Source organism: Caulobacter sp. GW821-FHT12D05 (assembly GCF_058807295.1).
This window is the reverse complement of record NZ_JBXAQO010000001.1, coordinates 1,034,166-1,057,352: the sequence shown is the minus strand read 5'-3', so window position 1 is coordinate 1,057,352 and position 23,187 is coordinate 1,034,166. Positions and strand designations below refer to the sequence as shown.

Below are 23,187 nucleotides of genomic sequence, written 5' to 3'. Positions count from 1 at the left end.
TTAGTTTAGCCTCGCGCGTTGCCAAGCTGTCGGGGGAGGGGCTATCTCAGGCCCTTCTCGAATTCCCGGAGTTTCCACGCGCATGCGCTTGTCGCGCTATTTCCTGCCGGTGCTGAAGGAAGCACCGTCCGACGCCCAGATCGTTTCGCACCAGCTGATGCTTCGCGCCGGCATGATCCGCCAGGAAGCGGCGGGCATCTATGCCTGGCTGCCACTGGGTCTGCGTGTGCTGAACAAGATCGAGCAGATCGTCCGCGAGGAAATGGATCGCGCCGGCGCCATCGAGCTGCTGATGCCGACCATCCAGCTGGCCGAGCTGTGGCGCGAAAGCGGTCGTTACGACGACTATGGCGACGAGATGCTGCGCATCACCGACCGCCACAAGCGCGAGCTGCTGTTTGGCCCGACGGCCGAAGAGGTCGTCACCGACATCTTCCGCGCCTCGGTCAAGAGCTACAAGGACCTGCCCAAGAACCTCTACAACATCCAGTGGAAGTTCCGCGACGAGCGCCGTCCGCGCTTTGGCGTGATGCGCGGCCGTGAGTTCCTGATGAAGGACGCCTACAGCTTCGACCTCGACGCCGAGGGCGCGCGCAAGTCCTACAACCGCATGTTCGTGGCCTATCTGAACCTGTTCGCGCGGATGGGCCTGAAGGCCGTGCCGATGCGCGCCGACACCGGCCCGATCGGCGGCGACCTCAGCCACGAGTTCATCGTCCTGGCCGAGACCGGCGAAAGCGCCGTCTTCTGCCATAAGGACCTGGTCGAGATGCCGGCTCCGGGGCCGGATCTGGACTGGATCAACGGCGACCTGCAGCCGCTGGTGAACCAGCGCACGGCGCTGTACGCCGCGACCGAGGAAATGCACGACGAAGCCGCCTTCAACGCGCTGCCGGAAGGCGACCGCCTGTCGGCGCGCGGCATCGAGGTCGGCCACATCTTCTCGTTCGGCACCAAGTATTCCGAGCCGATGAAGGCCACGGTCCAAGGGCCGGACGGCCAGCAAACCCCGGTCCAGATGGGCAGCTACGGCGTCGGCGTCTCGCGCCTGCTGGGCGCGATCATCGAGGCCAGCCACGACGAGGGCGGCATCATCTGGCCGGAAAGCGTCGCGCCGTTCGACGTCGGCATCGTCAACATGCGCCAGGGCGACGAAGCCTGCGACGCGGCTTGCGAGACCGCCTACAACGCGCTGAAGGCGGCCGGTAAGGACGTCCTGTACGACGACACCGACGCCCGTGGCGGCGCCAAGTTCGCCACCATGGACCTGATCGGCCTGCCCTGGCAGCTGATCGTCGGCCCCAAGGGCATCGCCGAGGGCGTGGTCGAGATCAAGAACCGCAAGACCGGCGAGCGCCACACCGCCTCGCTGGACTCCGTCCTCGACGGCCTGACCAAGAGCAAGACCGCCTGATGCCAGACGCCCGCGCCGCCGGTCCCTTCAGTCGCTGGGAGCGCTCCGTCGCTCGCCGGTATCTGTTCGCCAAGCGCAAGAACGGCGGCGTGGCGTTGATCTCGGTCATCTCGTTCAGCGCGGTGATGTTGGCGGTCTTCGCCCTCATCACCGTGATGAGCGTCATGAACGGCTTCCGCGCCGAGCTGCTGGGCCGGATCTTGGGCTTCAATGGTCACCTCTACGCCCAGTCGCCGATGATCAACGGCCCGGACCGCGACACCGTGATCCGCCGGATCCGGGCCGCGCCGGGCGTCATCCAGGCCGCGCCGATGGTCGAGGCTCAGGCCATGGTGCTGGGCCCGACCCAGGTGACCGGCGCCATCGTGCGCGGGGTCACCACTTCGGACCTGCGGCACATGTCGCTGATCGCCAGCAACATCAAGAAGGGCTCGATGGACGGCTTCGGCGTCGGCGAGTACGGCGGCGAGATCGTGCTGATCGGCGATCGCATGGCCCAGAGCCTGGGTGTGCAGCCCGGCGACCCCATCACCCTGATCTCGCCCTCGGGTCCGTCCACCGCGTTCGGCAGCTCGACCCAGGAAAAGAACTACATCGTTGGCGGCGTCTTCAGCGTCGGCATGAGCCAGTTCGACGAGGCCTTCGTCTACATGCCCCTGGAGCAAGCCCAGCTGTTCTTCGGTCGCGACACCTCGGTGGACTATGTCGAGATCAAGCTCGATGACCCCGACAAGGCCAAGGAACTAAAGCACGATGTCGAGGTCGCCAGCGGCCCCGGCGCCCTGGTCAGCGACTGGCAGGACAAGAACCACAGCTATTTCACCGCCCTGCAGGTCGAACGGAAGGTCATGCGCCTAATCCTGGGCTGCATCGTCGCCATCGCCACCCTGAACATCATCTCCAGCCTGGTCATGCTGGTGAAGAACAAGGGCAAGGACATCGCCATCCTGCGCACCATGGGCGCGGGGCAGGGCGCGATCCTGCGGATCTTCGTGATGGCCGGCGCCTCGATCGGCGTGGCCGGCACCGTGTGCGGCCTGGCCCTGGGCGTGGTGTTCTGCGCCTACATCACCCCGATCCAGAACTTCGTGGAATGGGTCACCGGCACGGCCGTGTTCAGCGCCGACGTCTACATGCTCTCGCACATCCCGGCGAAGATCGACTGGACCGAGGTCGCGGGCATCGTGAGCCTGTCGGCCCTGTTCAGCATCCTGGCGACCTTGCCGCCGGCCTGGCGCGCCTCGCGTCTCGATCCGGTGGAGGCGCTTCGTTATGAGTGATCCCATCCTGGCCCTGCGCGGGGTCGAACGCGTCTACAAGACCGAGGCCGGCCCGCTGCCCGTGCTGCGCGGCGTCGATATCGACGTCTATCCAGGCGAAGTCGTTGGCCTGATCGGGCCGTCGGGCTCGGGTAAGTCGTCTCTGCTGCACTCGGCCGGCCTGCTAGAGCGCCCTGACGCCGGTCTGGTGGCCCTGGAAGGCCGCGACTGCTCCAAGCTGTCCGAGCGCGTGCGCACCCGCATCCGCCTGGGCACGGTCGGCTTCGTCTACCAGTTCCACCATCTGCTGCCCGAGTTCTCGGCCATCGAGAACGTGGCCATGCCGCTGACGATCGCCGGCAAGAGCCGCAAGGACGCCGAGGCGCGCGCCAAGGAGCTGCTGGAAAGCTTAGGGCTGGGCCATCGCCTGACCCACCAGCCGGCCCAGATGTCGGGCGGCGAGCAGCAACGCGTGGCCATCGCCCGCGCCCTGGCCAATCATCCGAAACTGCTGCTGGCTGACGAGCCGACGGGCAACCTCGACCCGGCGACCTCGGCGGCGGTGTTCCAGGCGCTGTATCAGGTCTGCCGCCAGCAAGGCGTCGCGGCCGTGATCGCCACGCACAACATGGAGCTGGCTCGCTACATGGACCGGGTGCTCGCCCTGAGAGACGGCCACCTGGAAGCGCAGCAGTTTAGCTAGAACTGGTGGCGGAAGGCGGTCTGCACGACCGTCTGACGCTGGCGCGCATCCAGGGCGAAGCGCGTGCGGTCGCGGCGGAAGCTGTCGATATACAGCGCCTCGAACACGATCTGGGCGTTCGGCTTGACGTCCCAGCGATAGGCCGCCAGCCCCGACCAGCCGTGCTCGGCATTGTTGTCGAAGGCCTTATTGGTGCGGTCGGTCGTCGAGAAGTGGTCCAGGCGTGCGGTCGCCGAGCCCGGTCCCAGCGCCTTGCTGGCCGAGACATAGGCCGCCTCGAAACCGACATCGGCCCAGATACCAAAGGCGTTCGAATAGCCCATCAGCGTCTCGCCGGTCATGACCTGGGCCTTCACCGCGACGGCGTCCAAGTCGAGGCGCATCCCCAAGTTCCAGAACCGCGTCTCCCACGACCATTCGCGGTCGGCGTTGACGCTGGTGCGGTCACCTTCGTTGTCATAGCGGAAGACGTCGAAGGCCAGCTGCGACGACGGTCGCCACTCGATCCGGCCGTAATAGCCGAAGCGGCCATCGATCTCGGCCAGCGGCGTGGTCGACGGCGCCTGGCGCGAGGCCATGCGCCCGGCCAGCGGCGGCAGCGGGAAGCGGCCAAAGACCGGCGACTTGATGTCGTGCAGCGCCCAGCCGCGGAAGGTCAGCTCGGTGCCGGAGGTGTCGCCGTTCTTGAACGCCCCGACCGTGAAGCCGAAGGTCTGACCGGCCAGGCTGCGTCGGATCGTGGCCTCGACGCCGACGACCTTGGTCTCCTCGGCCACCCAGGTGTTGATCGCTGATGGCGTGATGGTGTCGGGCACGGACCAGTCCAGGCCGTTATGCTCCAGCGAGATGGTCGGATAGAACACGCCGGCCCGGGCCGACAGGCGCAGGGCCGAGCCCGGCCGCGAGCGGTAGGCCAGATAGCCTTCGCCCAGATCGACCAGATGCCGCTGACCGTCCTGGCTCTCGGCCACGACCACGGCCGACAGGGTGTCGGTAAAGCGCGGGTTCCAGACCACGGCGGCCTCGCCCAGGCGCAGGCCCTGGTGGTCGTCGCCGAACCGGGCCTTGCCCAGGCCGCCGTCGATCCAGGATGTCTCGCCATCGGCCGCCGCCAGGCGCAGATCGACCAGGCCTGAGAGGGTGTCGCGCGAGAACAGGTCCGCCTGCGCCCACGCCGAACCGGCGCTCGCCAAGACCAGGGCCGTCCCCACAACGGTCGAAGCCACTCTCCCCATGATCCGAAGTCTGAGGGAAGACCGCTGCGATTGAGTTAAAGCAGGGCCGTCTTCATGGCCGCGAAGAAACCAGCCTGGTCAATCTTCTTGATCACCCGCGCATTGGGCGGCCGGCGCTTGAGGGCCGGGTCGGCGATCTCGATATCCGGCAGGATCGAGTGCGAGACGCTGAGATAACCACGGGTCAGCTCGCCCAGGGTCTCGACGTCGACCACGCAGTCCTCGGCCTCCAGGATCAGGCTTTCGTTCAGGGCGATGGCGCAGGTGAGGGCGTCCGGGTGCAGGCTGCCGTCCAGCCCCTCGGTCTCACGGGCGAAGGCCAGTGAGGCGCGGTTCACGTCGGTGAAGAAGCGGGCCTTCTCGGTGCCCAGGGCTTCCAACTCGGCCAACTGGGCGGTGCTCCACAGGCCGTCGTTCAGCGTCAGGGTCCAGGTGGCGATCGACAGGTTGAAGCCGGCGTTGACGACGATCTTGGCCGCCTCGGGATCGACATAGAAATTGTACTCGGCCGCCGGGGTGACGTTGCCGATGCCGTTGTCGGTGCCACCCATGACCCACAGGTGTTTCAGCGCCTTGGTGATGCGCGGCTCGCGCAGATAGGCGAGGGCGATGTTGGTCAGCGGGGCCTGGGCGATCAGGGTGATCTCGCCGGGCGCGTCCATGATCCGCCGTACCAGCTCATCGACCGCGTGGCCGTCGGCGGGGCGCTGGGCGGCCTGGGCGAAACCGCTGTCGCTCATGCCGTCGTGGCCGAAGACATAGGCCGCATCCAGCGGCGCGCGGGTGAACGGCGCCTGGGCGCCCAGATAGACCGGGATCCCGGCCTGGCCGCATTGCTCCAGCGTGACCAGCGCGTTCTCGGCATGCTGGACGAAGCCGACATTGCCGTGGGCGATGGTGATGGCTTCGACGGTCACGCCGGGGCGGGTCAGGGCCAGCATCAGCGAGAAGACGTCGTCGCCGGCGGTGTCGGTATCGATGATCAGGCGCATGCGTCGATCTGAACCGATCCGGCGGGCTTGGCCATATCGATTATCGCTGCGTCGGACGGGCTAGCCAGTGACTCGGGCAAAGAAAATGCGGTGGAACGTCGCGGAACATCTTGTGAACAGAACAAAACCGGAATATGGAACAAAACAAGAAATCTGTGGAGGCTCTTATGATCCGTATCGCGCGTGAGTCTTTGGCCCTTGTGTCGGTCGCCAGCTTCGTCTGGATGATGTGCACGGTCGCCCAGCTGGTGGCCTGAATCGTGTAGATGAGGCTCTGGTGAGAGTCGCGTAGCGGAGATCGGTCATGGCGGATGCGGAAGGACAGGGTTTCGTCCACCTGCGGGTCCGCTCGGCCTATTCGCTGCTCGAGGGGGCCATCAAGGCCGACCAGATCGGCAAGCTGGCCGCCGCGATCGGCATGCCGGCGGCGGCGATCGCCGACCGGGCCAATCTGTTCGGGGCGCTGGAATATTCGTCCTACGCCAAGGACGCGGGGGTCCAGCCGATCATCGGCTGCGCCATTCCGATCGCCGGCATTGGCGGCGGCCCGACCGAGCGCTGGGCGCGCGCGCCGACGATTATGCTGCTGGCCCAGAACGAGCGGGGCTATCTGAACCTCTCGGAACTGTCGTCGATCGCCTATCTCGACAGCGCCGAGCTGCCCGAGCCGATCGTGCCCTGGGCCAAGGTCATCGAATACAGCGAAGGCCTGATCATGCTGTCGGGCGGTACGGACGGGCCGGTCGACGCCCTGTTCGCCGCCGGCAAGAACGCCGAGGCCTCGGCGGCCTTGGCCGAGATGCACCGGGTGTTCGGCGACCGCTTCTATGTCGAGCTGCAACGTCATGGCCTGCCCAAGCAGGCGGCGGCCGAGCCGGGTCTGGTCAACTGGGCCTATGACAACGACGTCCCGCTCGTCGCCACCAACGACGTCTATTTCGCCAAGGAAAACTTCTACGACGCGCACGATGCGCTGCTGTGCATTTCCGACGGCTCGTTCGTCGGCCAGGACGAGCGTCGCCGTGTCACGCCCGAGCACTGGTTCAAGCCGGCGGCGGACATGCGCAAGCTGTTCTCCGATCTGCCGGAAGCCTGCGACAACACCCTGGATATCGCCCGTCGCTGCGCCTTCATGGTGCACAAGCGCGACCCCATTCTGCCCAGCTTCCCGACAGGCGACGGCCGCAACGAAGCCGAGGAACTGCGCCACCAGGCGCGCGAGGGCCTGAAGGCGCGCTTCGTGGGCCTGACCATGTCGGCGCCCGAACAGGACTACTGGGACCGGCTCGAGTTCGAGCTGAACATCATCGAGAAGATGGGGTTCCCCGGCTACTTCCTGATCGTGTCGGACTTCATCAAGTGGGGGAAGAACCACGGCATCCCGGTCGGTCCGGGGCGGGGTTCGGGCGCCGGCTCGCTGGTCGCCTGGGTGCTGACTATCACCGACCTGGATCCGCTGCGGTTCGGCCTGCTGTTCGAGCGCTTCCTCAATCCCGAACGGGTTTCGATGCCCGACTTCGACGTCGACTTCTGCCAGGAGCGACGCGAAGAGGTGATCTCCTACGTGCAGGAGAAGTACGGCCGCGACCGCGTGGCCCAGATCATCACCTTCGGTTCCCTTCAGGCCCGCGCCGTGCTGCGCGACGTCGGTCGCGTGATGCAGCTGCCGCTGGGTCTGGTCGACCGCCTCTGCAAGATGGTGCCCAACAACCCGGCCGCGCCGGTGACTCTGGCCCAGGCCATCGACCTGGAGCCGCGCCTAAAGCAGGCCAAGAAGGAGGACGCCAACGTCTCGGCCTGTCTGGACGTGGCGCTACAGCTGGAAGGCCTGTTCCGCAACGCCTCGACCCACGCCGCTGGCGTGGTCATCGGCGACCGGCCGCTGACCCAGCTGACCCCGCTGTACAAGGATCCGCGTTCGGACCTGCCGGCCACCCAGTTCAACATGAAGTGGGTCGAAAGCGCCGGCCTGGTGAAGTTCGACTTCCTGGGCCTGAAGACCCTGACCGTGCTGGATCGCGCGGTGAAGCACCTGAAGAAACGCGGTTTCGAGATCGACCTGGGCAAGCTGCCCTTCGACGACACCACGACCTACGAATTGCTCGCCTCCGGCCAGACGGTCGGCGTGTTCCAGCTGGAAAGCCAGGGCATGCGGGACACGCTGCGCAAGATGCGCTGCGGCTCGATCGAGGAGATCACCGCGCTGATCTCGCTCTATCGTCCGGGCCCGATGGATAACATCGACACCTTCGTCGACTGTAAGTTCGGCCGCAAACCCGTCGACACGCTGCACCCGTCGCTGGAGACGGTGCTGAAAGAGACTTACGGCGTCATCGTCTACCAGGAACAGGTGATGCAGATCGCCCAGATCCTGGCGGGCTACAGCCTGGGCGAGGCCGACCTGCTGCGTCGCGCCATGGGTAAGAAGAAGAAGGAGGAGATGGATCTCCAGAAGATCCGTTTCGTCTCCGGCGCCAAGGAAAAGAACGTCCCCGAGGAACAGTCGGGCTCGATCTTCGAACTGGTGGCCAAGTTCGCCGGCTACGGCTTCAACAAGTCGCACGCCGCCGCCTATGCCTTCATCTCGTACCAGACGGCCTGGCTGAAGGCGAACACGCCGGTCGAGTTCTTCGCCGCCTCGATGAGTCTGGACTTGTCGAACACCGACAAGCTGGCGGTCTTCCACCAGGACGCTCGCAAGTTCGAGATCACGGTGCGCGCGCCTGACGTCAACGTGTCTGGCGCCGACTTCGAGGTCGAGAACGGCGAGGTGCTGTACGCCCTGGGCGCCATCCGCAACGTCGGCCTTGAGGCCATGAAGCACCTGGTGGCGATCCGCGAGGAAGGCGGGCCGTTCCGCGACATCTTCGACTTCGTCGAGCGCATCGATCCCAAGCAGGTCAACAAGCGCGCGATCGAAAACCTGGCGCGGGCCGGGGCCTTCGACCAGATCCACAAGAACCGCGCCCAAATCGTCGGCTCGGCCGACGTGCTGATTGCCCACGCCCAGAGCTGCCATGCCGACCGTCAGGGCGGGCAGGGCGGTCTGTTCGGCTCGGATCCGGGGGCAGGGCGTCCGCGCCTGGCCAAGACCGAGAACTGGAACCAGGTCGACCTGCTGGACGAGGAGCTGTCGGCTGTCGGCTTCTACCTGACCGGTCACCCGCTGGAGGATGTGGTCGGCATGCTGCGCCGCAAGCGCGTGGCTCTGGTCACCGAGGCCATGCTGCAAGCCGAGGCCGGCATGGAGGCCCTGCGCATGTGCGGCGTGGTTCGTCGCCGCCAGGAGCGCGCCTCGCAAAGCGGTGAGAAGTTCGCCTTCGTGTCGTTGTCGGACCCGTCCGGCGAGTATGAGGTGCTGTTCCCGCCCGAGAGCCTGCGCAAGTGCCGCGACGTGCTGGAGCCGGGCAAGGCCGTGGTCATCAAGGTCCGCGCCAAGGCCCGTGACGGCGAGGTCCGTTTCTTCGGCGACGACGCCGAGCCGATCGAAAAGGCCATCGAGAACGTCGTGGCCGGTCTGCGCGTGCACCTGTCACCGTCGGCGACCGAGATCGAGGCGCTCAAGCGGCGTCTCGAACCCGCCCAAGGCCAGAAGGGCGGCGAGGTGACCTTTGTCGCCGCGATTGGTGGCGGGCGCGAGATCGAGCTCCGCTTGCCGGGGCGGTACTCGCTGGACGCGGCTCTCCGCGGCGCGCTGAAGACCGCGCCAGGCGTGGCGTTGCTGGAAGATGTGTAGGAATATTTTCCTATTTCTGCATTGAGAGAGACGGAGGGATTCGAACCCTCGATACTTTCGATGCCGATTGAACTTACAGGGATGAGCCCGAAGCGGGCCACGAACAGGGAGAAGATCGATGGCCAGGCATGAAGGCGGATGTCAGTGCGGGCGCGTGCGCTTCACGGTCGAGATGGGTCTGGAGGACCTGATCAGCTGCAATTGTTCGCGTTGCGGCAAGCTGGGCTCGATCCTGGGCTTTGCCGGGACCGACGCCTTCGAGCTGCAGAGCGGCGAAGACGCCCTGACTGAGTACAAGTTCAACACCCACAACATCGCGCACTTCTTCTGCGAGACCTGCGGCATCCAGTCGTTCGGTCGCGGAACCGCGCCGAATGGCCAGGCGATGGTGGCGGTCAATGTCCGCACTCTGGACGGCGTCGACGTCTTCGCGCTGAAGCCGCAGCAGGTGGACGGCAAGGCGTTCTGACGATGCGTGGGCGCCGGACCAGGATGCTCGTCGTGGGTACTTCCAAAGCGCCGAGCGATCATGGCGTCGCCCTTTCTGCCGCGGCGAGAGGGCGTCGATGAGACCGTCCGCCGCCGATGCGCCGGCGCCGGTCGCGCATGACGCCGCGACGCTGCGGTTCTATGCCGACGAGGCGCGGACCTACGCGGCGCGCGGGCGTGATGGCGCGAGCCGACGTCTGGAGGCGTTTCTCGAGCACCTCGCACCAGGCGCTCGCGTCTTGGAACTAGGCTGCGGGGATGGCCGCGACAGCGCGGCGATGCTGGCCCGGGGCTTCGAGGTCGATCCCACGGACGGGAGCGAAGCCATGGCGCGGGAGGCCGAGGCGCGGCTGGGCCGCCCCGTCCGCGTGATGCGGTTCGATGAGCTGGACGCGACATCGGCCTATGACGGCGTCTGGGCCCAGGCCTGTCTGCTGCATGCGCCTCGGCCCGCTTTGCCCTGTATCCTGTCGCGCATCTTCAGGGCGCTGAAGCCCGGTGGGCTGCATGTCGCTACGTTCAAGGCCGGCGGCGCCGAGGGGCGAGATGGCTTGGGGCGCTACTTCAACTACCTCTCGGCGGAGGAGGCGGAAGCCGCCTATCGCGGCGCGGCGGCGTGGGAGAGGTTGTCGGTCGAGGGCTATGCTGGCGGCGACTACGAGGGCGGACAGAGGCCCTGGTTGGCCATCACCGCACGCCGGCCAGCTTGAGATCGTCGGGCGAGCCTACCAAGCCGCCGCCCGGCCGTTCGCCAGGCCCGCCCGGAACAGCCGTCGCTCGGCCGCCTTGCCGCCCTTGACGATCACCGGCCGGTCCGCGCCGCGCAGCAGCGGCAGGTCATCGAGGCTGTCGGTATAGGCATAGGCCCAGTGCTCGCCATGGCCGGCCTCGGCCAGGGCTTGGCATTTGCGTTGGTGGCGGCAGTGGATGTCGGCGACCCAGCCGCCGGCGCGGGGCTTCAACGAGGTGCCCAGCACCTCGATCGGATGGCCCAGCGGCCCGATCAGCGCCCGGGCCAGAAGCGCCGGGGCGGCCGTGACCACCACGACGCGATCGCCGGCCTTGAGATGCTGGCGCAAGGCCGCCATGCCGCCGGCGCGCCAGGACAGGGCGCTGTGTCCGGACCGGAACGACTCGCCGAACTTGTCACAGGACCGCCGCAGGCTGTTTTCGCAGAGCCCGACCGTGGCGATCCACAGCAGGATCGAAGCGCCGGCGCGGCGCGTGCGGGGCAGGGCGACCATCGGCCCGGCCAACGGCAGGACCGCCAGGATCGCAAGCGCGCGAAGCGGCGATCGCTTGACCCGGTCCCAGAGCCACAAGGCCGTGGAATCGCCGTCCAGCAAGGTTCCGTCCAGGTCGAAGACCGCCAGCATCAGACATCCTCCGGCGTCTTCAGGGTGAAGACGCATTTATTGCGCCACGGTTCTGTGTCGGAACGACGACGATTTCGCGGAGGGACTGTGGAGCGTCGGTGGATGGGCGCGGCTTTTCGGGGATGATCGTGCGCTCGAGCCGCCGGAGCGGGCGTTCAAGGTGCGAGAAAAGGGCCGAAGACGGACGGATAATGCGGTCAGGGCTTGCCTTTTGGTCCCTAAGAGACTAATTGCGCCGCCATTCCACACGTGGACGTTCGGTTGCACCGGGGAGACATCCCGGCGTCGCCGTTCCGGTCCCGCTTCCAGAATGGTCTGGAACGGGGGTGTCCGCGGAGGTTCAACCGGAAAAAGGATTAAGGCCCGATGGCTCTTCCCGAATTCTCCATGCGTCAGCTCCTGGAAGCCGGCGCCCACTTCGGCCACCAGACGCACCGCTGGAACCCGAAGATGGACCGCTACATCTTCGGCTCGCGCTCGAACATCCACATCATCGACCTGTCGCAGTCGATCCCGCTGCTGCACCAAGCCCTGGTGAAGGTCCGTGAAGTCGCCGCCGCCGGTGGCCGCGTGCTGTTCGTCGGCACCAAGCGCCAAGCCAGCGACCCGGTCGCTACGGCCGCCAAGCGCTGCGCCCAGTACTATGTGAACCACCGCTGGCTCGGCGGCACCCTGACCAACTGGCGCACCGTCTCGGGCTCGATCGCTCGTCTGCGCGAGCTGGAAGGCGTCCTGGGCGGTGAAGCCCTGGGCCGTTCCAAGAAGGAACTGCTGCAGCTGACGCGCGAGCGCGACAAGCTGGAACTGTCGCTGGGCGGCATCAAGGACATGGGCGGCATCCCCGACATCATGTTCGTGATCGACACCAACAAGGAAGCGATCGCGATCCTGGAAGCCCGCAAGCTGAACATCCCGGTCGTCGCCATCCTCGACACCAACTGCGATCCGGACGGCATCACCTATCCGATCCCGGGTAACGATGACGCCGCCCGCGCTCTGCAACTGTACTGCGACCTGATCGCTGACGCCGTCCTCGACGGCCTGGCCGCTGGCCAAGCCGGCGCCGGTGTCGACCTGGGCGCCGCCGTGAACCCGACCGAGCCGGTCCTGGCTCGCGCTCTGGCTCCGGAACCGGAAGCCGCTCCGGCCGCCGTTGAGGCCGCCCCGGCTGCTGAAGCTGCTCCGGAAGCCCCGGTTGAAGCCGCCGCCGAAGCGGCTCCGGAATCGGCCGAAGGCTGATTTCCTACGGGCTCCCGCGCGGCCTTGGGCCGCTCGCGGGAGCCGTCGCGACCCTGACATGCGACCGGGCTATCAAGCCCGGTCGCATACGCATTAGAGACTATGGCGGGCTATCCAAGCCCAGTCGCTAACCGTTTGAATCTGGAGATTTTCGATGGCTGAGATCACCGCCGCCCTCGTCAAAGAACTGCGCGAAAAGTCCGGCGTCGGCATGATGGACTGCAAGAAGGCGCTGTCGGAAAACAACGGCGACATCGAAGCGTCCATCGACTGGCTGCGCGCCAAGGGCCTGTCCAAGGCCGCCAAGAAGGCTGACCGCGCCGCCGCCGAAGGCCTGGTGGCCGTCGCCACCGCCGACCAAGGCGCTGGTGAAACCGCCACGGCCGTCGAAGTGAACGCCGAAACCGACTTCGTGTCGCGCAACGACCTGTTCCAGGGCGCTGCCCGTCAGATCGCCGGCGCCGCCCTGGCCACCGACGGTTCGGTCGACGCCATCACCGCCGCCAAGCTGGCCGGCGGCGAGAGCGTGCAGGACCACCTGACCAACCTGATCGCCACGATCGGCGAGAACATGATGGTCCGTCGCGCCGCCAAGCACACCGTCGAGAACGGCGTCGTCGCCTCGTACATCCACAACGCCACCGCGCCGGACCTCGGCCGCATCGGCGTGCTGGTGGCCGTCGAGTCGACCGGCGACAAGGCCGCCCTGCGCGAACTGGGCCGCAAGATCGCCATGCACGTCGCCGCGACCGCCCCGCTGTCGCTGTCGCCGGACGATCTGGACCCGGCCGCCATCGAGCGTGAAAAGGCCGTGTTCACCGAACAGGCTCTGGAGTCGGGCAAGCCGCCGGCGGTCGTCGAAAAGATGATCGACGGCCGTATCCGCAAGTTCCTGGAAGAAGTCGTGCTGCTGAAGCAAGCCTTCGTCATGAACCCGGACCAGACCGTCGAGCAGCTGGTCGCCGAGACCGGCAAGACCCTGGGCGCGCCGATCACCATCAAGGGCTTCACCCGTCTGGCCCTGGGCGAAGGCGTGGAAAAGAAGCAAGACGACTTCGCCGCCGAAGTCGCTTCGATGACCGGCCAAGCCTAAGGCTTGCCGTCGGGAGCTTTTAGGGCTCCTGGCAAACAATTAGGGCGCGGCGCGTCTAGACGCGCGCCGCGCCCTTTTTGCGCCTGCCGTATGGCTGCGAAGCCTGGTTGGCAAAACACATCCCACTTCTGTAGAACGCACCGTAATGTGCGTGCCGACGACTCAGGAATAGCGGTCCCATGTCCGATACCAACGCACCTCAGAAATACCGCCGCATCCTGCTGAAGGTGTCCGGCGAGGTCCTGATGGGCGACACGCCCTACGGTATCGACACCAACACCGTCGGATCCGTCGCCCAGGACGTGGCCGAGATCGTCAAGTCGGGCGTCGAACTGTGCCTGGTGATCGGCGGCGGCAACATCTTCCGCGGCATGGCCGGCGCGGCCAAGGGCATGGAGCGCTCCAGCGCCGACTACATGGGCATGCTGGCCACCGTCATGAACGCCCTGGCCATGCAGGACGCCCTGGAGCGCATCGGCGTCCAGACCCGCGTGCAGTCGGCCATCCCGATGGCCACCGTCTGCGAGCCCTACATCCGCCGTCGCGCCCAGCGTCACCTGGAAAAGGGCCGCGTCGTGATCTTCGCCGCCGGCACCGGCAACCCGTACTTCACCACCGACACCGCCGCGGCCCTGCGCGCGGCCGAGATGGAGTGCGACGCCCTGTTCAAGGGCACCAGCGTCGACGGCGTCTATACCGCCGATCCTAAGAAGGATCCGACGGCCGAGCGCTACGACCTCCTGACCTATATGGACGTCCTGGCCAAGGACCTGCGGGTCATGGACGCCTCGGCCGTGGCGCTGATGCGCGACAGCAACATTCCGATCGTGGTCTTCTCGATCAAGGGACGCGGCAACCTGCTGAACGTCCTGCGAGGCGAGGGGACGCACACCGTGGTCTCCGACCGCGCCGCCTGAAGATAGAGAATAGCGAGGAGAGCCCGCCATGGCCGCCGCCGAGAAACCCGTTCTGCAGCGCTACCGCGACCGCATGGACAAGACGATCGCCGCCCTGAAGGACGAATTCGCCAGCCTGCGCACCGGCCGTGCGTCGGCCAGCCTGCTGGACCAGGTGATGGTCGAGGCCTACGGCTCGACCACGCCGCTGAACGCGGTGGCCTCGGTCAGCGTGCCCGAGCCGCGTCAGATCAATGTCAGCGTCTGGGATCGCGGCGTCGTCGTCTCGGTCGAGAAGGCCATCCGCGCGTCGGGCCTGGGCCTGAACCCGGTCGTCGAAGGTCAGAATCTGCGCATTCCGATCCCGCCGCTGACCGAAGAGCGCCGCAAGGATCTCTCGAAGATCGCCGGCAAGTACGCCGAGCAGCAGAAGATCGCCGTCCGTAACGTCCGCCGCGACGCCAATGACGACCTGAAGAAGGCCGAGAAGGACGGCGCTATCGCCGAGGACGAACGCAAGAAGATGGAAACCGAGGTCCAGAAGATCACGGACGAGGCCATCAAGCGGGTCGACGAGGCCTTGAAAATCAAAGAACAAGAGATCATGCAGGTCTAAGCGCCTCCCTTGAGAGTTAGTGGGGAGACGACGAGGGAAGGTTGAAGACAATGCCGGCGACCACCGGTCTGCAGAACGTTTCGGAACGCGCCGACGGCGCTTCCGGCCAACGTCTGCACGTGGCCATTATCATGGATGGCAACGGCCGCTGGGCAAAGCAGCGGGGGATGCCGCGCGTCCTCGGCCACCGGGCCGGGGTCAACGCCCTGAAGCGCACCGTCGAGGGCGCTCAGAGTCAAAACGTCGGCGTGCTGACGGTCTTCGGCTTCTCGACCGAAAACTGGCGCCGACCGGCGCACGAGGTCTCCGAGCTGATGAGCCTGCTCAAGGCCTATGTCGAATCGGACCTCGAGCGCCTGGCCAAGGCGGGCGTCCGCGTCCGCATCATCGGCCGTCGCACGGGTCTGTCGGCCGACATCGCCGAGGTCATCGACCGGGCCGAGAAGCGCACCGCCGGCAATACCGAGTTCACCCTGCAAGTGGCCTTCAACTATGGCGGCCAGGCCGACATCACCGACGCCGCGCGGGCCTTCGCCGAGAAGGTCGAGCGGGGCGAGGCCAAGGCTTCCGACCTGACCGAAGAAACGTTCGAGCGGTTCCTGTCGACCGCCTCGTCGCCGGCTCCGGACCTGATCGTGCGCACCAGCGGCGAGCGCCGCATCTCGAACTTCCTGCTGTGGGAGTGCGCCTACGCCGAACTGGTGTTCCAGGACGTGCTGTGGCCCGACTACGGCCCCGAGGCCCTGGCCGCGGCCATCGCCGACTATCGCCGTCGCGATCGACGTTACGGAGGGATCGCGGCCGATGACGTCGCCGTCGCCGGCTAAGCGCTTCAACTGGGGCAATCTGAAGACGCGTGTGGTTTCGGCCACCGTGCTCGTGCCTACGGTCGTGGCCGCCGTCTGGCTGGGGAATTTCTGGTTCCTGGCCCTGGCCCTGGTCTGCACCGCGCTGTTGGCGCGGGAGTGGGGCAAGATCAGCGCGCCCAAGGCCCCCAACGCCGTCGGCGCCGTGGTCGGCCTGTTTTGCGCCATCGCGGTTATCGCCGCCTATCTGCATCAGTTCTTCATCGCCTGGTCGGTCGTGCTGGTCGGCGCGTTCCTGGCTGGGCTGATCGCGCGCGGCGCGGTCGAGCGCCGCGCGGACGCGGCCTATGGCGTCGTCTATATCGCCCCGGCGGTTATCGCCCTGGTGTGGGTCCGTTCGCTGCCGGACGGCCTGTGGTGGACGCTGCTGCTGTTCGTGGTGACCTGGTTCGCCGACATCTTCGCCTATGTGGCCGGCAGCCTGCTGAAGGGGCCCAAGCTGTGGCCCCAGATCTCGCCCAACAAGACTTGGTCGGGCTTCATCGGCGGCCTGGTGGCGGCGACGATCGGCGCCGTGCTGGTGGCCCATTTCGCTCATTTGCGGCTGGTCTGGCCCGCCGCGGCCCTGGTCGGCCTGCTGGGCGGCTTGGCCACCATGGCCGGCGACCTTTGGGAATCGATGCTCAAGCGCCGGTTCGGCGTGAAGGACAGCGGCGACATCATTCCGGGCCATGGCGGCTTGCTGGATCGCGTCGACGGGTTGATGTTCGCGGCGATCGTGGTCGCCGCCGTCCGCCTGGTCGACCATGTGGGATGGTCCCATTGACCCTTCCCCGTAAGGTGGTGGTGCTGGGTTCGACCGGGTCGATCGGCCTTTCCACCCTCAGCCTCTTCGAAGAATCCGGCGTCGAGGTCGAGATCCTGGCCCTGACGGCGGGGCGCAATGTCGAGCGCCTGATCCAGCAGGCGGTGCGCTGGAAGCCGCAGGTCGCGGTCATCGAGGACGAGGCCAAGCTCCAGCAGCTGAAGGACGGCCTGGCCGGAACCGGCGTGCGCGCCGCCGCCGGCGCGACGGCGATCAATGAGGCCGCCGCCATGGGCGCGGACTGGGTGATGTCGGCCATCGTCGGCGCGGCGGGCCTGGCGCCCACCCTGGCCGCCGCCCGCACCGGCGCGGTGATCGCCCTGGCTAACAAGGAAAGCCTCGTCTGCGCCGGTCCGGCCCTGCTGGCTATCGCCAAGGCGGCCGGCGGCTCGGTGATTCCGGTCGACTCCGAACATTCCGCAATATTCCAGGTGCTGCAGCCCGACTGCGCCCACCGCGTGGCGCGCCTGATCCTGACCGCTTCGGGCGGCCCGTTCCGCACCTGGGACAAGGCCGCCATGGCCGTGGCGACCCCGGAACAGGCCATCGCCCACCCCAATTGGTCTATGGGCGCCAAGATTTCGGTCGATTCCGCGACGATGATGAACAAGGGGCTCGAGATGATCGAAGCCTCGTACCTGTTCGGAACCCCGGAAGACCGTGTCGACGTCGTGATCCACCCCCAGTCCGTGATCCATAGCCTGGTGGAATATGCCGACGGCTCGACCCTGGCCCAGCTGGGCGTGCCGGACATGCGTCCGCCGATCGCCTGCGCCTTCGCCTGGCCTGACCGCCTGCCTTGGCCCGCCAAGCGCCTGGATCTGGCCGCCTACGGCCAGCTGACCTTCGAATCGCCCGATCTGGACCGCTTCCCGTCGATCGCGATCGCCCGTGAGGCGCTAAGGCTGGCGGGCGCGGCTCCGGCGGCTATGAATGCCGCCAACGAGGTCGCCGTAGCCGCCTTCCTTGACCGGCGTATCGGGTTTCTCGATATTGCCGCCTCGGTGGCGGGGACCCTCGAGCGTATGAACAGTCTTGGCAGTCTCTCCGCCACGAATAACGACGATGCGGTCGAGAACGCGATGATGATTGACGCCAGCGCTCGCCGCATTGCGGCCGAGGTTGTCGCTCAAAAGCATCGCGGGCGCTGACCCGGGGGACCCGGCCATCTCATGACCGACGTTTTGATCTTTATCCTGTCCACGGTCTTCGTGCTGTCCGTCGTGGTGACCATCCACGAGCTGGGGCACTATTGGGCCGCGCGCGCCTGTGGCGTGGCGATCGACTGTTTCTCGCTGGGCTTTGGCCCGCCGCTGGTCTCGTGGCGCGACAAGCAGGGCGTCGAGTGGCGCATCGCTTCGATCCCCCTGGGCGGCTATGTCCGCTTCTCGGGCGACGAGAACGCCGCCAGCGTGCCCGACCAGGACAATCTGGCCGCCATGCGCGAGTCGATCGTGCGGCGCGAAGGCGAAGAGGGCGTCGCCAAGTACTTCCATTTCAAGCCGGTCTGGCAGCGGGCGATCATCGCCGCGGCGGGACCGATCTCGAACTTCGTCCTGGCCATCCTGATCATGGCCGTCTTCCTGGTGATGGTCGGCACGCCGCAGCGTGCCGCCACGGTCAACGGCGTCGTGCCCGGCGGCGCGGCCGAGGCGGCCGGCTTCCGGAAGGGCGACGTGATCGTCGCCGCCGACGGCCGCAAGATCGGCACCTTCCAGGATCTGCAGGGCTATGTCTCGCTGCGCGCCAACCTGCCGATCAAGTTCACGGTCACCCGGGGCCCGCAGCAGGTCCAGCTGACCGCCACGCCGCGCCTCGTCGAGATCAACGACAAGATCACCGGCCGCATGAAGACGGGCCAACTGGGCATCGAGAATGCCGGGATCACCCAGTTCAAGCGCTCCAGCGTGCTGTCGGCTATTCCCGACGCCGCGGTCGAGGTGTGGGGCATGATCAAGACGATCGGCTTCTATCTGGGTCGTCTCGTCACCGGTCAGCTCCCCGCCGACCAGATCAGCGGCCTGATCGGCATCGGCCACACGGCCGGCGCCGTCACCAAGGCCAGCGCGGCTGGCGCGCCCGATGTCGCCACCATGGCGCTGCGCGTCTTCATCTCGTCGATGCTGCTGATCGCCAGCCTGTCGGTCAGCATCGGCTTCATGAATCTGCTGCCGATCCCGGTCCTCGATGGCGGCCATCTGCTGATGTACGCCTACGAAGCCATCGCTAAACGTCCCCTGCGGGCGGATTTCCAGGCAGCCGGTTTCCGCGCGGGGCTTGCCTTGATCCTGGGTTTCATGCTGTTCGCGGCATGGAACGACCTCAACCGCTACGACGTGTTCAAATTCATCGGCGGCCTGTTCACGTGAACAGCGCTCGCCCTCCGTCCATGATTGGTCACATGAACAAACTTCGCGCCCACAGCGCCGCGTTCGCCACGGGTATGGCGCTGCTCCTCGGCTCGACGGCCCTGGTGGCTCCGCAGCAGGCCTTCGCGCAGTCCGCCCAGACCGGGGTGGTCCAGCGCATCGTCGTGCAAGGCAACGAGCGTATCGAGCAGGGCACGGTTCTGTCGTATCTGCCGATCCAGCCGGGCGACACGGTCGACTCCCAGCGCCTTGACCTGGCGCTGAAGACCCTGGCCCGCACCGATCTGTTCGCCGACGTGAAGATCGAGATGCAGGGCGGCGACCTGGTCGTGAAGGTCGTCGAAAACCCGATCATCAACCAGGTGGTCTTCGAGGGGAATTCGTCCCTGAAGGAAGACAAGCTGAAGGACGAAGTGCAGATCCGCCCGCGCGGCATCTTCACCCGCGCCAAGGTGCAGGCCGACGTCCAGCGCATCATCGAACTGTATCGCCGTTCGGGCCGTATCTCGGCGACCGTGACGCCCAAGGTGGTCGAGCTGCCGCAGAAGCGCGTCGACCTGGTGTTCGAAATCGCCGAAGGCCCCAAGAGCGGCGTCCTCGGGATCAACTTCCTGGGCAACAGCGAGTACTCGGACAACGACCTGCGTGACGTGGTCGTGACCAAGGAAAGCCGCTGGTACAAGATCCTGACCAGCAACGACAACTACGACCCCGACCGGATCGAGTACGACCGCGAGCAGCTGCGCAAGCACTACCGCAACCGCGGCTTCTTCGACTTCCGCGTCGTCTCGTCGGTGGCCGAACTGGCGCCGGACAAGAACGGCTTCGCCGTCACCTACACCCTGGACGAGGGTCCGAAATACAAGTTCGGCAAGGTGACCGTCGAAACGGAGCTGAAGAAGCTGGACGGCAACCTGCTGGCCCAGATCCTGCCGATCCGCGCCGGTCAGCTGTACGAAGACGAGAAGATCGAGCAGGCCACCGACGCCCTGACCTTCGCGGCGGGCGCCGCCGGCTTCGCCTTCGTGGACGTGCGTCCCAAGTACGTGCCCAACCGCGAGACCAAGACCGTGGACGTGGTCTTCCAGGTCCGCGAAGGCCCGCGCGTCTATGTCGACCGCATCGACATCGTCGGCAACACCCGCACGCTGGACTACGTCCTGCGCCGCGAGCTGGAAGTGGCCGAGGGCGACGCCTACAACCGCGTGCTGGTCGACCGCTCGAAGAACAACATCCGCCGCCTGGGCTTCTTCAAGGAAGTCGAGATCGAGGACGCGCCGGGCTCGGCCCCGGACCGCACCGCGCTGCGGGTCAAGGTCGAGGAGCAGCCGACGGGCGAACTGTCGTTCAGCGCCGGCTACAGCTCGATCGACAAGCTGGTGCTGGACGTCGGCATCACCGAGCGGAACTTCCGCGGTCGCGGCCAGAACCTGCGCGCCCGCGCCTCGGTCGGTTCGCTGCGCCAGCAGATCGACTTCGGCTTCTCCGAGCCGCGCTTCCTGGGCCGCAACCTGGTCGCCGGTGTGAACCTGTACACCTTCCGCTACGACCTGTCGGACTACGCGGCCTATGACACCAAGTCGGTCGGCGGCGACGTCCGCTTCGGCTTCCCGCTGACCAACGACTCGTCGATGAACCTGCGCTACACGATCCGCCAGGATAACGTGGACGTGGCCGACAACCTCTGCACCAGCGGCTCGGTCTCGCAGATCCTCTGCCTGCAGCGCGGCGCCTACATCACCTCGCTGATCGGCTACGGCCTGCGCATCGACAAGCGCAACGACCCGATCAACCCGACCCGCGGCTGGTTCGCCGACCTGAACCAGGACCTGGCCGGCATCGGCGGCGACGTGAAGTACCTCAAGACCGAAGCCGACGCCGGCTGGTACTGGGGCTTCACCAAGGACCTGATCTTCAGCGCCACTGGCTCGTTCGGCTATATCGAGGGCTGGGGCGGCGACAACGTCCGCATCAACGACCGCTTCTATCGCGGCGGCACCTCGTTCCGCGGCTTCGAGATCGCCGGTATCGGCCCGCGCGACATCTCGAGCAACAACAACTCGATGGGCGCCAAGCTTTACGCCATCAGCACCTTCGAGCTGACCGTTCCGACCTTCCTGCCCGAGCAGTACGGCATCAAGGCCGCGCTGTTCAGCGACGTGGGTACGGCCGGTCTGCTGGATGACGTGGATCGCCAGAGGTCGCCCGGCATCTTCGATCCCAACATCAAGGATAACCTTGGCCTGCGTGCCACGGCCGGTATCTCGATCGACTGGAAGTCCCCCATGGGTCCCATCCGATTCGATATCAGCCGTATTTTGGCCAAGGAAAGCTACGACCGAACCGAAACGTTCCGGTTCTCCACCTCCACAAGGTTCCAATAAACATGTCCAAGTTCCTGTCCGCGGCCGCGTCCAGCGTTGTCGCCCTCGCTATCGCGACCAGCGCTTCGGCCCAGACGGCTCCTGCCGCCGCGCCGGCCGCTGCGGCCATCTCGCACGGTCCGGCCCTGCCGGGCATCTGCATCCTGTCGACCCAGAGCGTCGTTGGCGGCTCGCAAGTCGGCAAGGCGGTCTCGGCTCGCCTGCAAACCATCACCCAGCAAGTGACCGCCGAACTGAACGGCGAGCGCACGGCTCTGGAAAATGAAGGCAAGGCCCTGGACGCCAAGAAGGCGACCACGGCTCAGGACGCCCTGGAGCAGCAAGCCGCCGCCCTGCAGGTCAAGGCCAACGCCTGGCAGCGCAAGGGCCAGCTGCGCCAGCGCGAAGTGGAAGCCACCGAGCAGAAGGCCCTGTCGCGCGTCTATCAAGAGATGGACACGCCGATCAAGCAGGCCTACCAGGCCGCCAAGTGCAGCGTCCTGTTCGACCGTGAGTCCGTGATGCTGGCCAACCCGGCCATGGACATCACCGGCGCCGTGGTGACCGCTCTGGACGCCCGTATCAAGACGCTGACCTTCGACCGCGAACGTCTGGACCAGCAGGTCCCGGGCGCTGGCGCGCTGCAGCCGTCCAATAAGTAAGCGAATCGTCTCCCTTAGGATTACCTAGGGGAACGTTTTTGCCGTGAGGAGCCATGCCGGACCCGCGTTTCTTCGATAGCCCGGGTCCGGCGTCGCTTTCCGAGTTGGCCCGGGCCGGCGCCGCCGAACTGGCGGACGCCGGTGCGGGCGACCGCTTGATCGCCCATGCCGCGCCGCTTGATACGGCCGACGCGCAGGGCGTCACGTTCTTCTCCGACGCCAAGCGCAAGGACGCCGCCGGGGCCACCCAGGCCGGCGCCTGTTTCGTGCGTCCGGAGCACAAGGATTTCCTGCCCGCGTCCTGCGCCGCCTTGGTCACCAAGCATCCGCAGGCCGCCTGGGCCGCTGCCGCCAACCTGTTGCACGCGCCGCGCCGCCATGAAGCGGGCGCCGCCGCGATCCATCCCGAAGCCGAACTCGAGGATGGCGTCCTGCTGTCGCCGAACGTGACGATCGGGCAGGGCGCTCGCATCGGGCGCGGCACACGGATCGGACCCGGGGCCGTGATCGGTCCGGGCGTTCTGATCGGCCGCGACGGCGTGATCGGCGCCAACGCCGTGATCGGCTTTGCCTTACTGGGCGACCGGGTGTCGATCTCGGCCGGCGCGGTGCTGGGCGAGGCGGGCTTTGGCGCCGCCGCCGGGCCGCGCGGCATGGTCGACATGCCTCAGCTGGGGCGGGTGGTGATCCAGGACAACGTCACCATCGGCGCCAACAGCTGTGTCGACCGCGGGGCTTTCGCCGACACGACGGTTGGTGAGAACACCAAGATCGACAACCTGGTGCATGTCGCGCACAACGTCCGTGTAGGACGCAATTGCGTGCTGGCGGCCTATACGGGGCTGTCGGGCAGTACGGTCGTCGGCGACGGCGTCGCGTTCGGCGGGAAGGCCGGCGTCGCCGACCACTTGAACATCGGCTCGGGCGCGAGCATCGGGGCGGCCGCCTCGGTGTTCAAGGACGTGCCGGAGGGTGAAACTTGGACGGGATTCCCGGCGCGACCGCTCAAGCGGTGGCTTCGGGAGACCGCATGGCTGTCGCGCATGGCGGGCGGCCGAGGGACGAAGGGCTGAC

21 protein-coding genes and 1 pseudogene are annotated in these 23,187 nt (G+C 66.6%); 19 read left to right on the top strand and 3 right to left on the bottom strand.

Features of this window, described 5'->3' with window-relative positions; all coding sequences use genetic code 11:
* Window positions 1-14 precede the first annotated feature (14 nt).
* The 4 genes and pseudogenes from AC1RRR_RS04575 to AC1RRR_RS04560 all read left to right on the top strand — a co-directional run.
* A pseudogene (locus AC1RRR_RS04575) lies at window positions 15-116 on the top strand (hypothetical protein); the annotation flags it as partial.
* Window positions 83-1,414: a proline--tRNA ligase gene (proS, locus tag AC1RRR_RS04570; RefSeq protein ID WP_492810915.1), complete on the top strand. Its 1,332-nt coding sequence runs from the start codon at window positions 83-85 to the stop codon at window positions 1,412-1,414. The pseudogene AC1RRR_RS04575 and the gene proS, both read left to right, overlap by 34 nt.
* Window positions 1,414-2,694: a lipoprotein-releasing ABC transporter permease subunit gene (locus tag AC1RRR_RS04565; RefSeq protein ID WP_492810913.1), complete on the top strand. Its 1,281-nt coding sequence runs from the start codon at window positions 1,414-1,416 to the stop codon at window positions 2,692-2,694. Before proS ends, AC1RRR_RS04565 begins: the two co-directional genes overlap by 1 nt.
* Window positions 2,687-3,376 carry an ABC transporter ATP-binding protein gene (locus AC1RRR_RS04560; RefSeq protein ID WP_492810912.1) on the top strand — a complete coding sequence of 230 codons (690 nt, stop codon included), beginning with the start codon at window positions 2,687-2,689 and terminating at the stop codon, window positions 3,374-3,376. Before AC1RRR_RS04565 ends, AC1RRR_RS04560 begins: the two co-directional genes overlap by 8 nt.
* On the opposite strand, the gene AC1RRR_RS04555 is transcribed toward AC1RRR_RS04560, so the two are convergent.
* Both AC1RRR_RS04555 and AC1RRR_RS04550 read right to left on the bottom strand, forming a co-directional pair.
* Window positions 3,373-4,602, bottom strand: coding sequence for a hypothetical protein (locus AC1RRR_RS04555; protein WP_492810910.1), 1,230 nt, complete (start codon window positions 4,600-4,602; stop codon window positions 3,373-3,375). The two genes, AC1RRR_RS04560 and AC1RRR_RS04555, sit on opposite strands and share 4 nt — an antisense overlap.
* A gap of 44 nt (window positions 4,603-4,646) precedes the next feature.
* A complete protein-coding gene (locus tag AC1RRR_RS04550; protein WP_492810908.1) occupies window positions 4,647-5,603 on the bottom strand; it encodes a nucleoside hydrolase in 957 nt (318 codons plus the stop codon).
* 167 nt (window positions 5,604-5,770) lie between these two features.
* Between AC1RRR_RS04550 and sidA the strand changes: the two genes are divergently transcribed.
* The 4 genes from sidA (at window position 5,771) to AC1RRR_RS04530 (ending at window position 10,538) form a co-directional block, all read left to right on the top strand.
* Window positions 5,771-5,860, top strand: coding sequence for a cell division inhibitor SidA (sidA, locus tag AC1RRR_RS04545; RefSeq protein WP_156136740.1), 90 nt, complete (start codon window positions 5,771-5,773; stop codon window positions 5,858-5,860).
* A gap of 47 nt (window positions 5,861-5,907) precedes the next feature.
* Window positions 5,908-9,339: a DNA polymerase III subunit alpha gene (gene dnaE / locus AC1RRR_RS04540; RefSeq protein WP_492810906.1), complete on the top strand. Its 3,432-nt coding sequence runs from the start codon at window positions 5,908-5,910 to the stop codon at window positions 9,337-9,339.
* A gap of 118 nt (window positions 9,340-9,457) precedes the next feature.
* The gene (locus AC1RRR_RS04535) at window positions 9,458-9,808 is read left to right on the top strand and encodes a GFA family protein (protein WP_492810904.1); all 351 of its coding nucleotides are present in this window, start codon (window positions 9,458-9,460) and stop codon (window positions 9,806-9,808) included.
* 97 nt (window positions 9,809-9,905) lie between these two features.
* Window positions 9,906-10,538, top strand: coding sequence for a class I SAM-dependent methyltransferase (locus tag AC1RRR_RS04530; protein ID WP_492810902.1), 633 nt, complete (start codon window positions 9,906-9,908; stop codon window positions 10,536-10,538).
* Between the two features lie 15 nt (window positions 10,539-10,553).
* On the opposite strand, the gene AC1RRR_RS04525 is transcribed toward AC1RRR_RS04530, so the two are convergent.
* Window positions 10,554-11,204, bottom strand: coding sequence for a haloacid dehalogenase-like hydrolase (locus AC1RRR_RS04525; RefSeq protein ID WP_492810900.1), 651 nt, complete (start codon window positions 11,202-11,204; stop codon window positions 10,554-10,556).
* Between the two features lie 366 nt (window positions 11,205-11,570).
* On the opposite strand from AC1RRR_RS04525, the gene rpsB reads away from it, so the two are divergent.
* From rpsB to lpxD, 11 genes are all read left to right on the top strand, one after another.
* Entirely contained in the window at window positions 11,571-12,443 is an 873-nt protein-coding gene (gene rpsB / locus AC1RRR_RS04520; RefSeq protein WP_492810898.1) for a 30S ribosomal protein S2, read from the top strand.
* Window positions 12,444-12,597: 154 nt separating this feature from the next.
* A complete protein-coding gene (tsf, locus tag AC1RRR_RS04515) occupies window positions 12,598-13,536 on the top strand; it encodes a translation elongation factor Ts (RefSeq protein ID WP_492810896.1) in 939 nt (312 codons plus the stop codon).
* 179 nt (window positions 13,537-13,715) lie between these two features.
* Window positions 13,716-14,453, top strand: coding sequence for a UMP kinase (gene pyrH / locus AC1RRR_RS04510; RefSeq protein ID WP_492810895.1), 738 nt, complete (start codon window positions 13,716-13,718; stop codon window positions 14,451-14,453).
* A gap of 28 nt (window positions 14,454-14,481) precedes the next feature.
* Window positions 14,482-15,048 (top strand): ribosome recycling factor, encoded by a 567-nt coding sequence (gene frr / locus AC1RRR_RS04505; protein WP_492810893.1) that lies wholly within the window; start codon window positions 14,482-14,484, stop codon window positions 15,046-15,048.
* Window positions 15,049-15,098: 50 nt separating this feature from the next.
* A complete protein-coding gene (gene uppS / locus AC1RRR_RS04500) occupies window positions 15,099-15,875 on the top strand; it encodes a polyprenyl diphosphate synthase (protein WP_492810892.1) in 777 nt (258 codons plus the stop codon).
* Entirely contained in the window at window positions 15,853-16,680 is an 828-nt protein-coding gene (locus AC1RRR_RS04495) for a phosphatidate cytidylyltransferase (RefSeq protein ID WP_492810891.1), read from the top strand. Before uppS ends, AC1RRR_RS04495 begins: the two co-directional genes overlap by 23 nt.
* Complete coding sequence (gene dxr / locus AC1RRR_RS04490) at window positions 16,668-17,870, top strand: 1-deoxy-D-xylulose-5-phosphate reductoisomerase (protein WP_492810889.1); 1,203 nt, start codon at window positions 16,668-16,670, stop codon at window positions 17,868-17,870. The genes AC1RRR_RS04495 and dxr overlap by 13 nt, the downstream gene beginning before the upstream one ends.
* Before the next feature lie 21 nt (window positions 17,871-17,891).
* Window positions 17,892-19,088 carry a M50 family metallopeptidase gene (locus AC1RRR_RS04485; RefSeq protein ID WP_492810888.1) on the top strand — a complete coding sequence of 399 codons (1,197 nt, stop codon included), beginning with the start codon at window positions 17,892-17,894 and terminating at the stop codon, window positions 19,086-19,088.
* A 20-nt stretch (window positions 19,089-19,108) separates the two neighbouring features.
* Window positions 19,109-21,472 carry an outer membrane protein assembly factor BamA gene (gene bamA, locus AC1RRR_RS04480; protein ID WP_492810886.1) on the top strand — a complete coding sequence of 788 codons (2,364 nt, stop codon included), beginning with the start codon at window positions 19,109-19,111 and terminating at the stop codon, window positions 21,470-21,472.
* A 2-nt stretch (window positions 21,473-21,474) separates the two neighbouring features.
* Window positions 21,475-22,113 (top strand): OmpH family outer membrane protein, encoded by a 639-nt coding sequence (locus AC1RRR_RS04475; protein WP_492810884.1) that lies wholly within the window; start codon window positions 21,475-21,477, stop codon window positions 22,111-22,113.
* Between the two features lie 53 nt (window positions 22,114-22,166).
* Complete coding sequence (gene lpxD / locus AC1RRR_RS04470) at window positions 22,167-23,186, top strand: UDP-3-O-(3-hydroxymyristoyl)glucosamine N-acyltransferase (RefSeq protein WP_492810882.1); 1,020 nt, start codon at window positions 22,167-22,169, stop codon at window positions 23,184-23,186.
* Window position 23,187 lies beyond the last annotated feature (1 nt).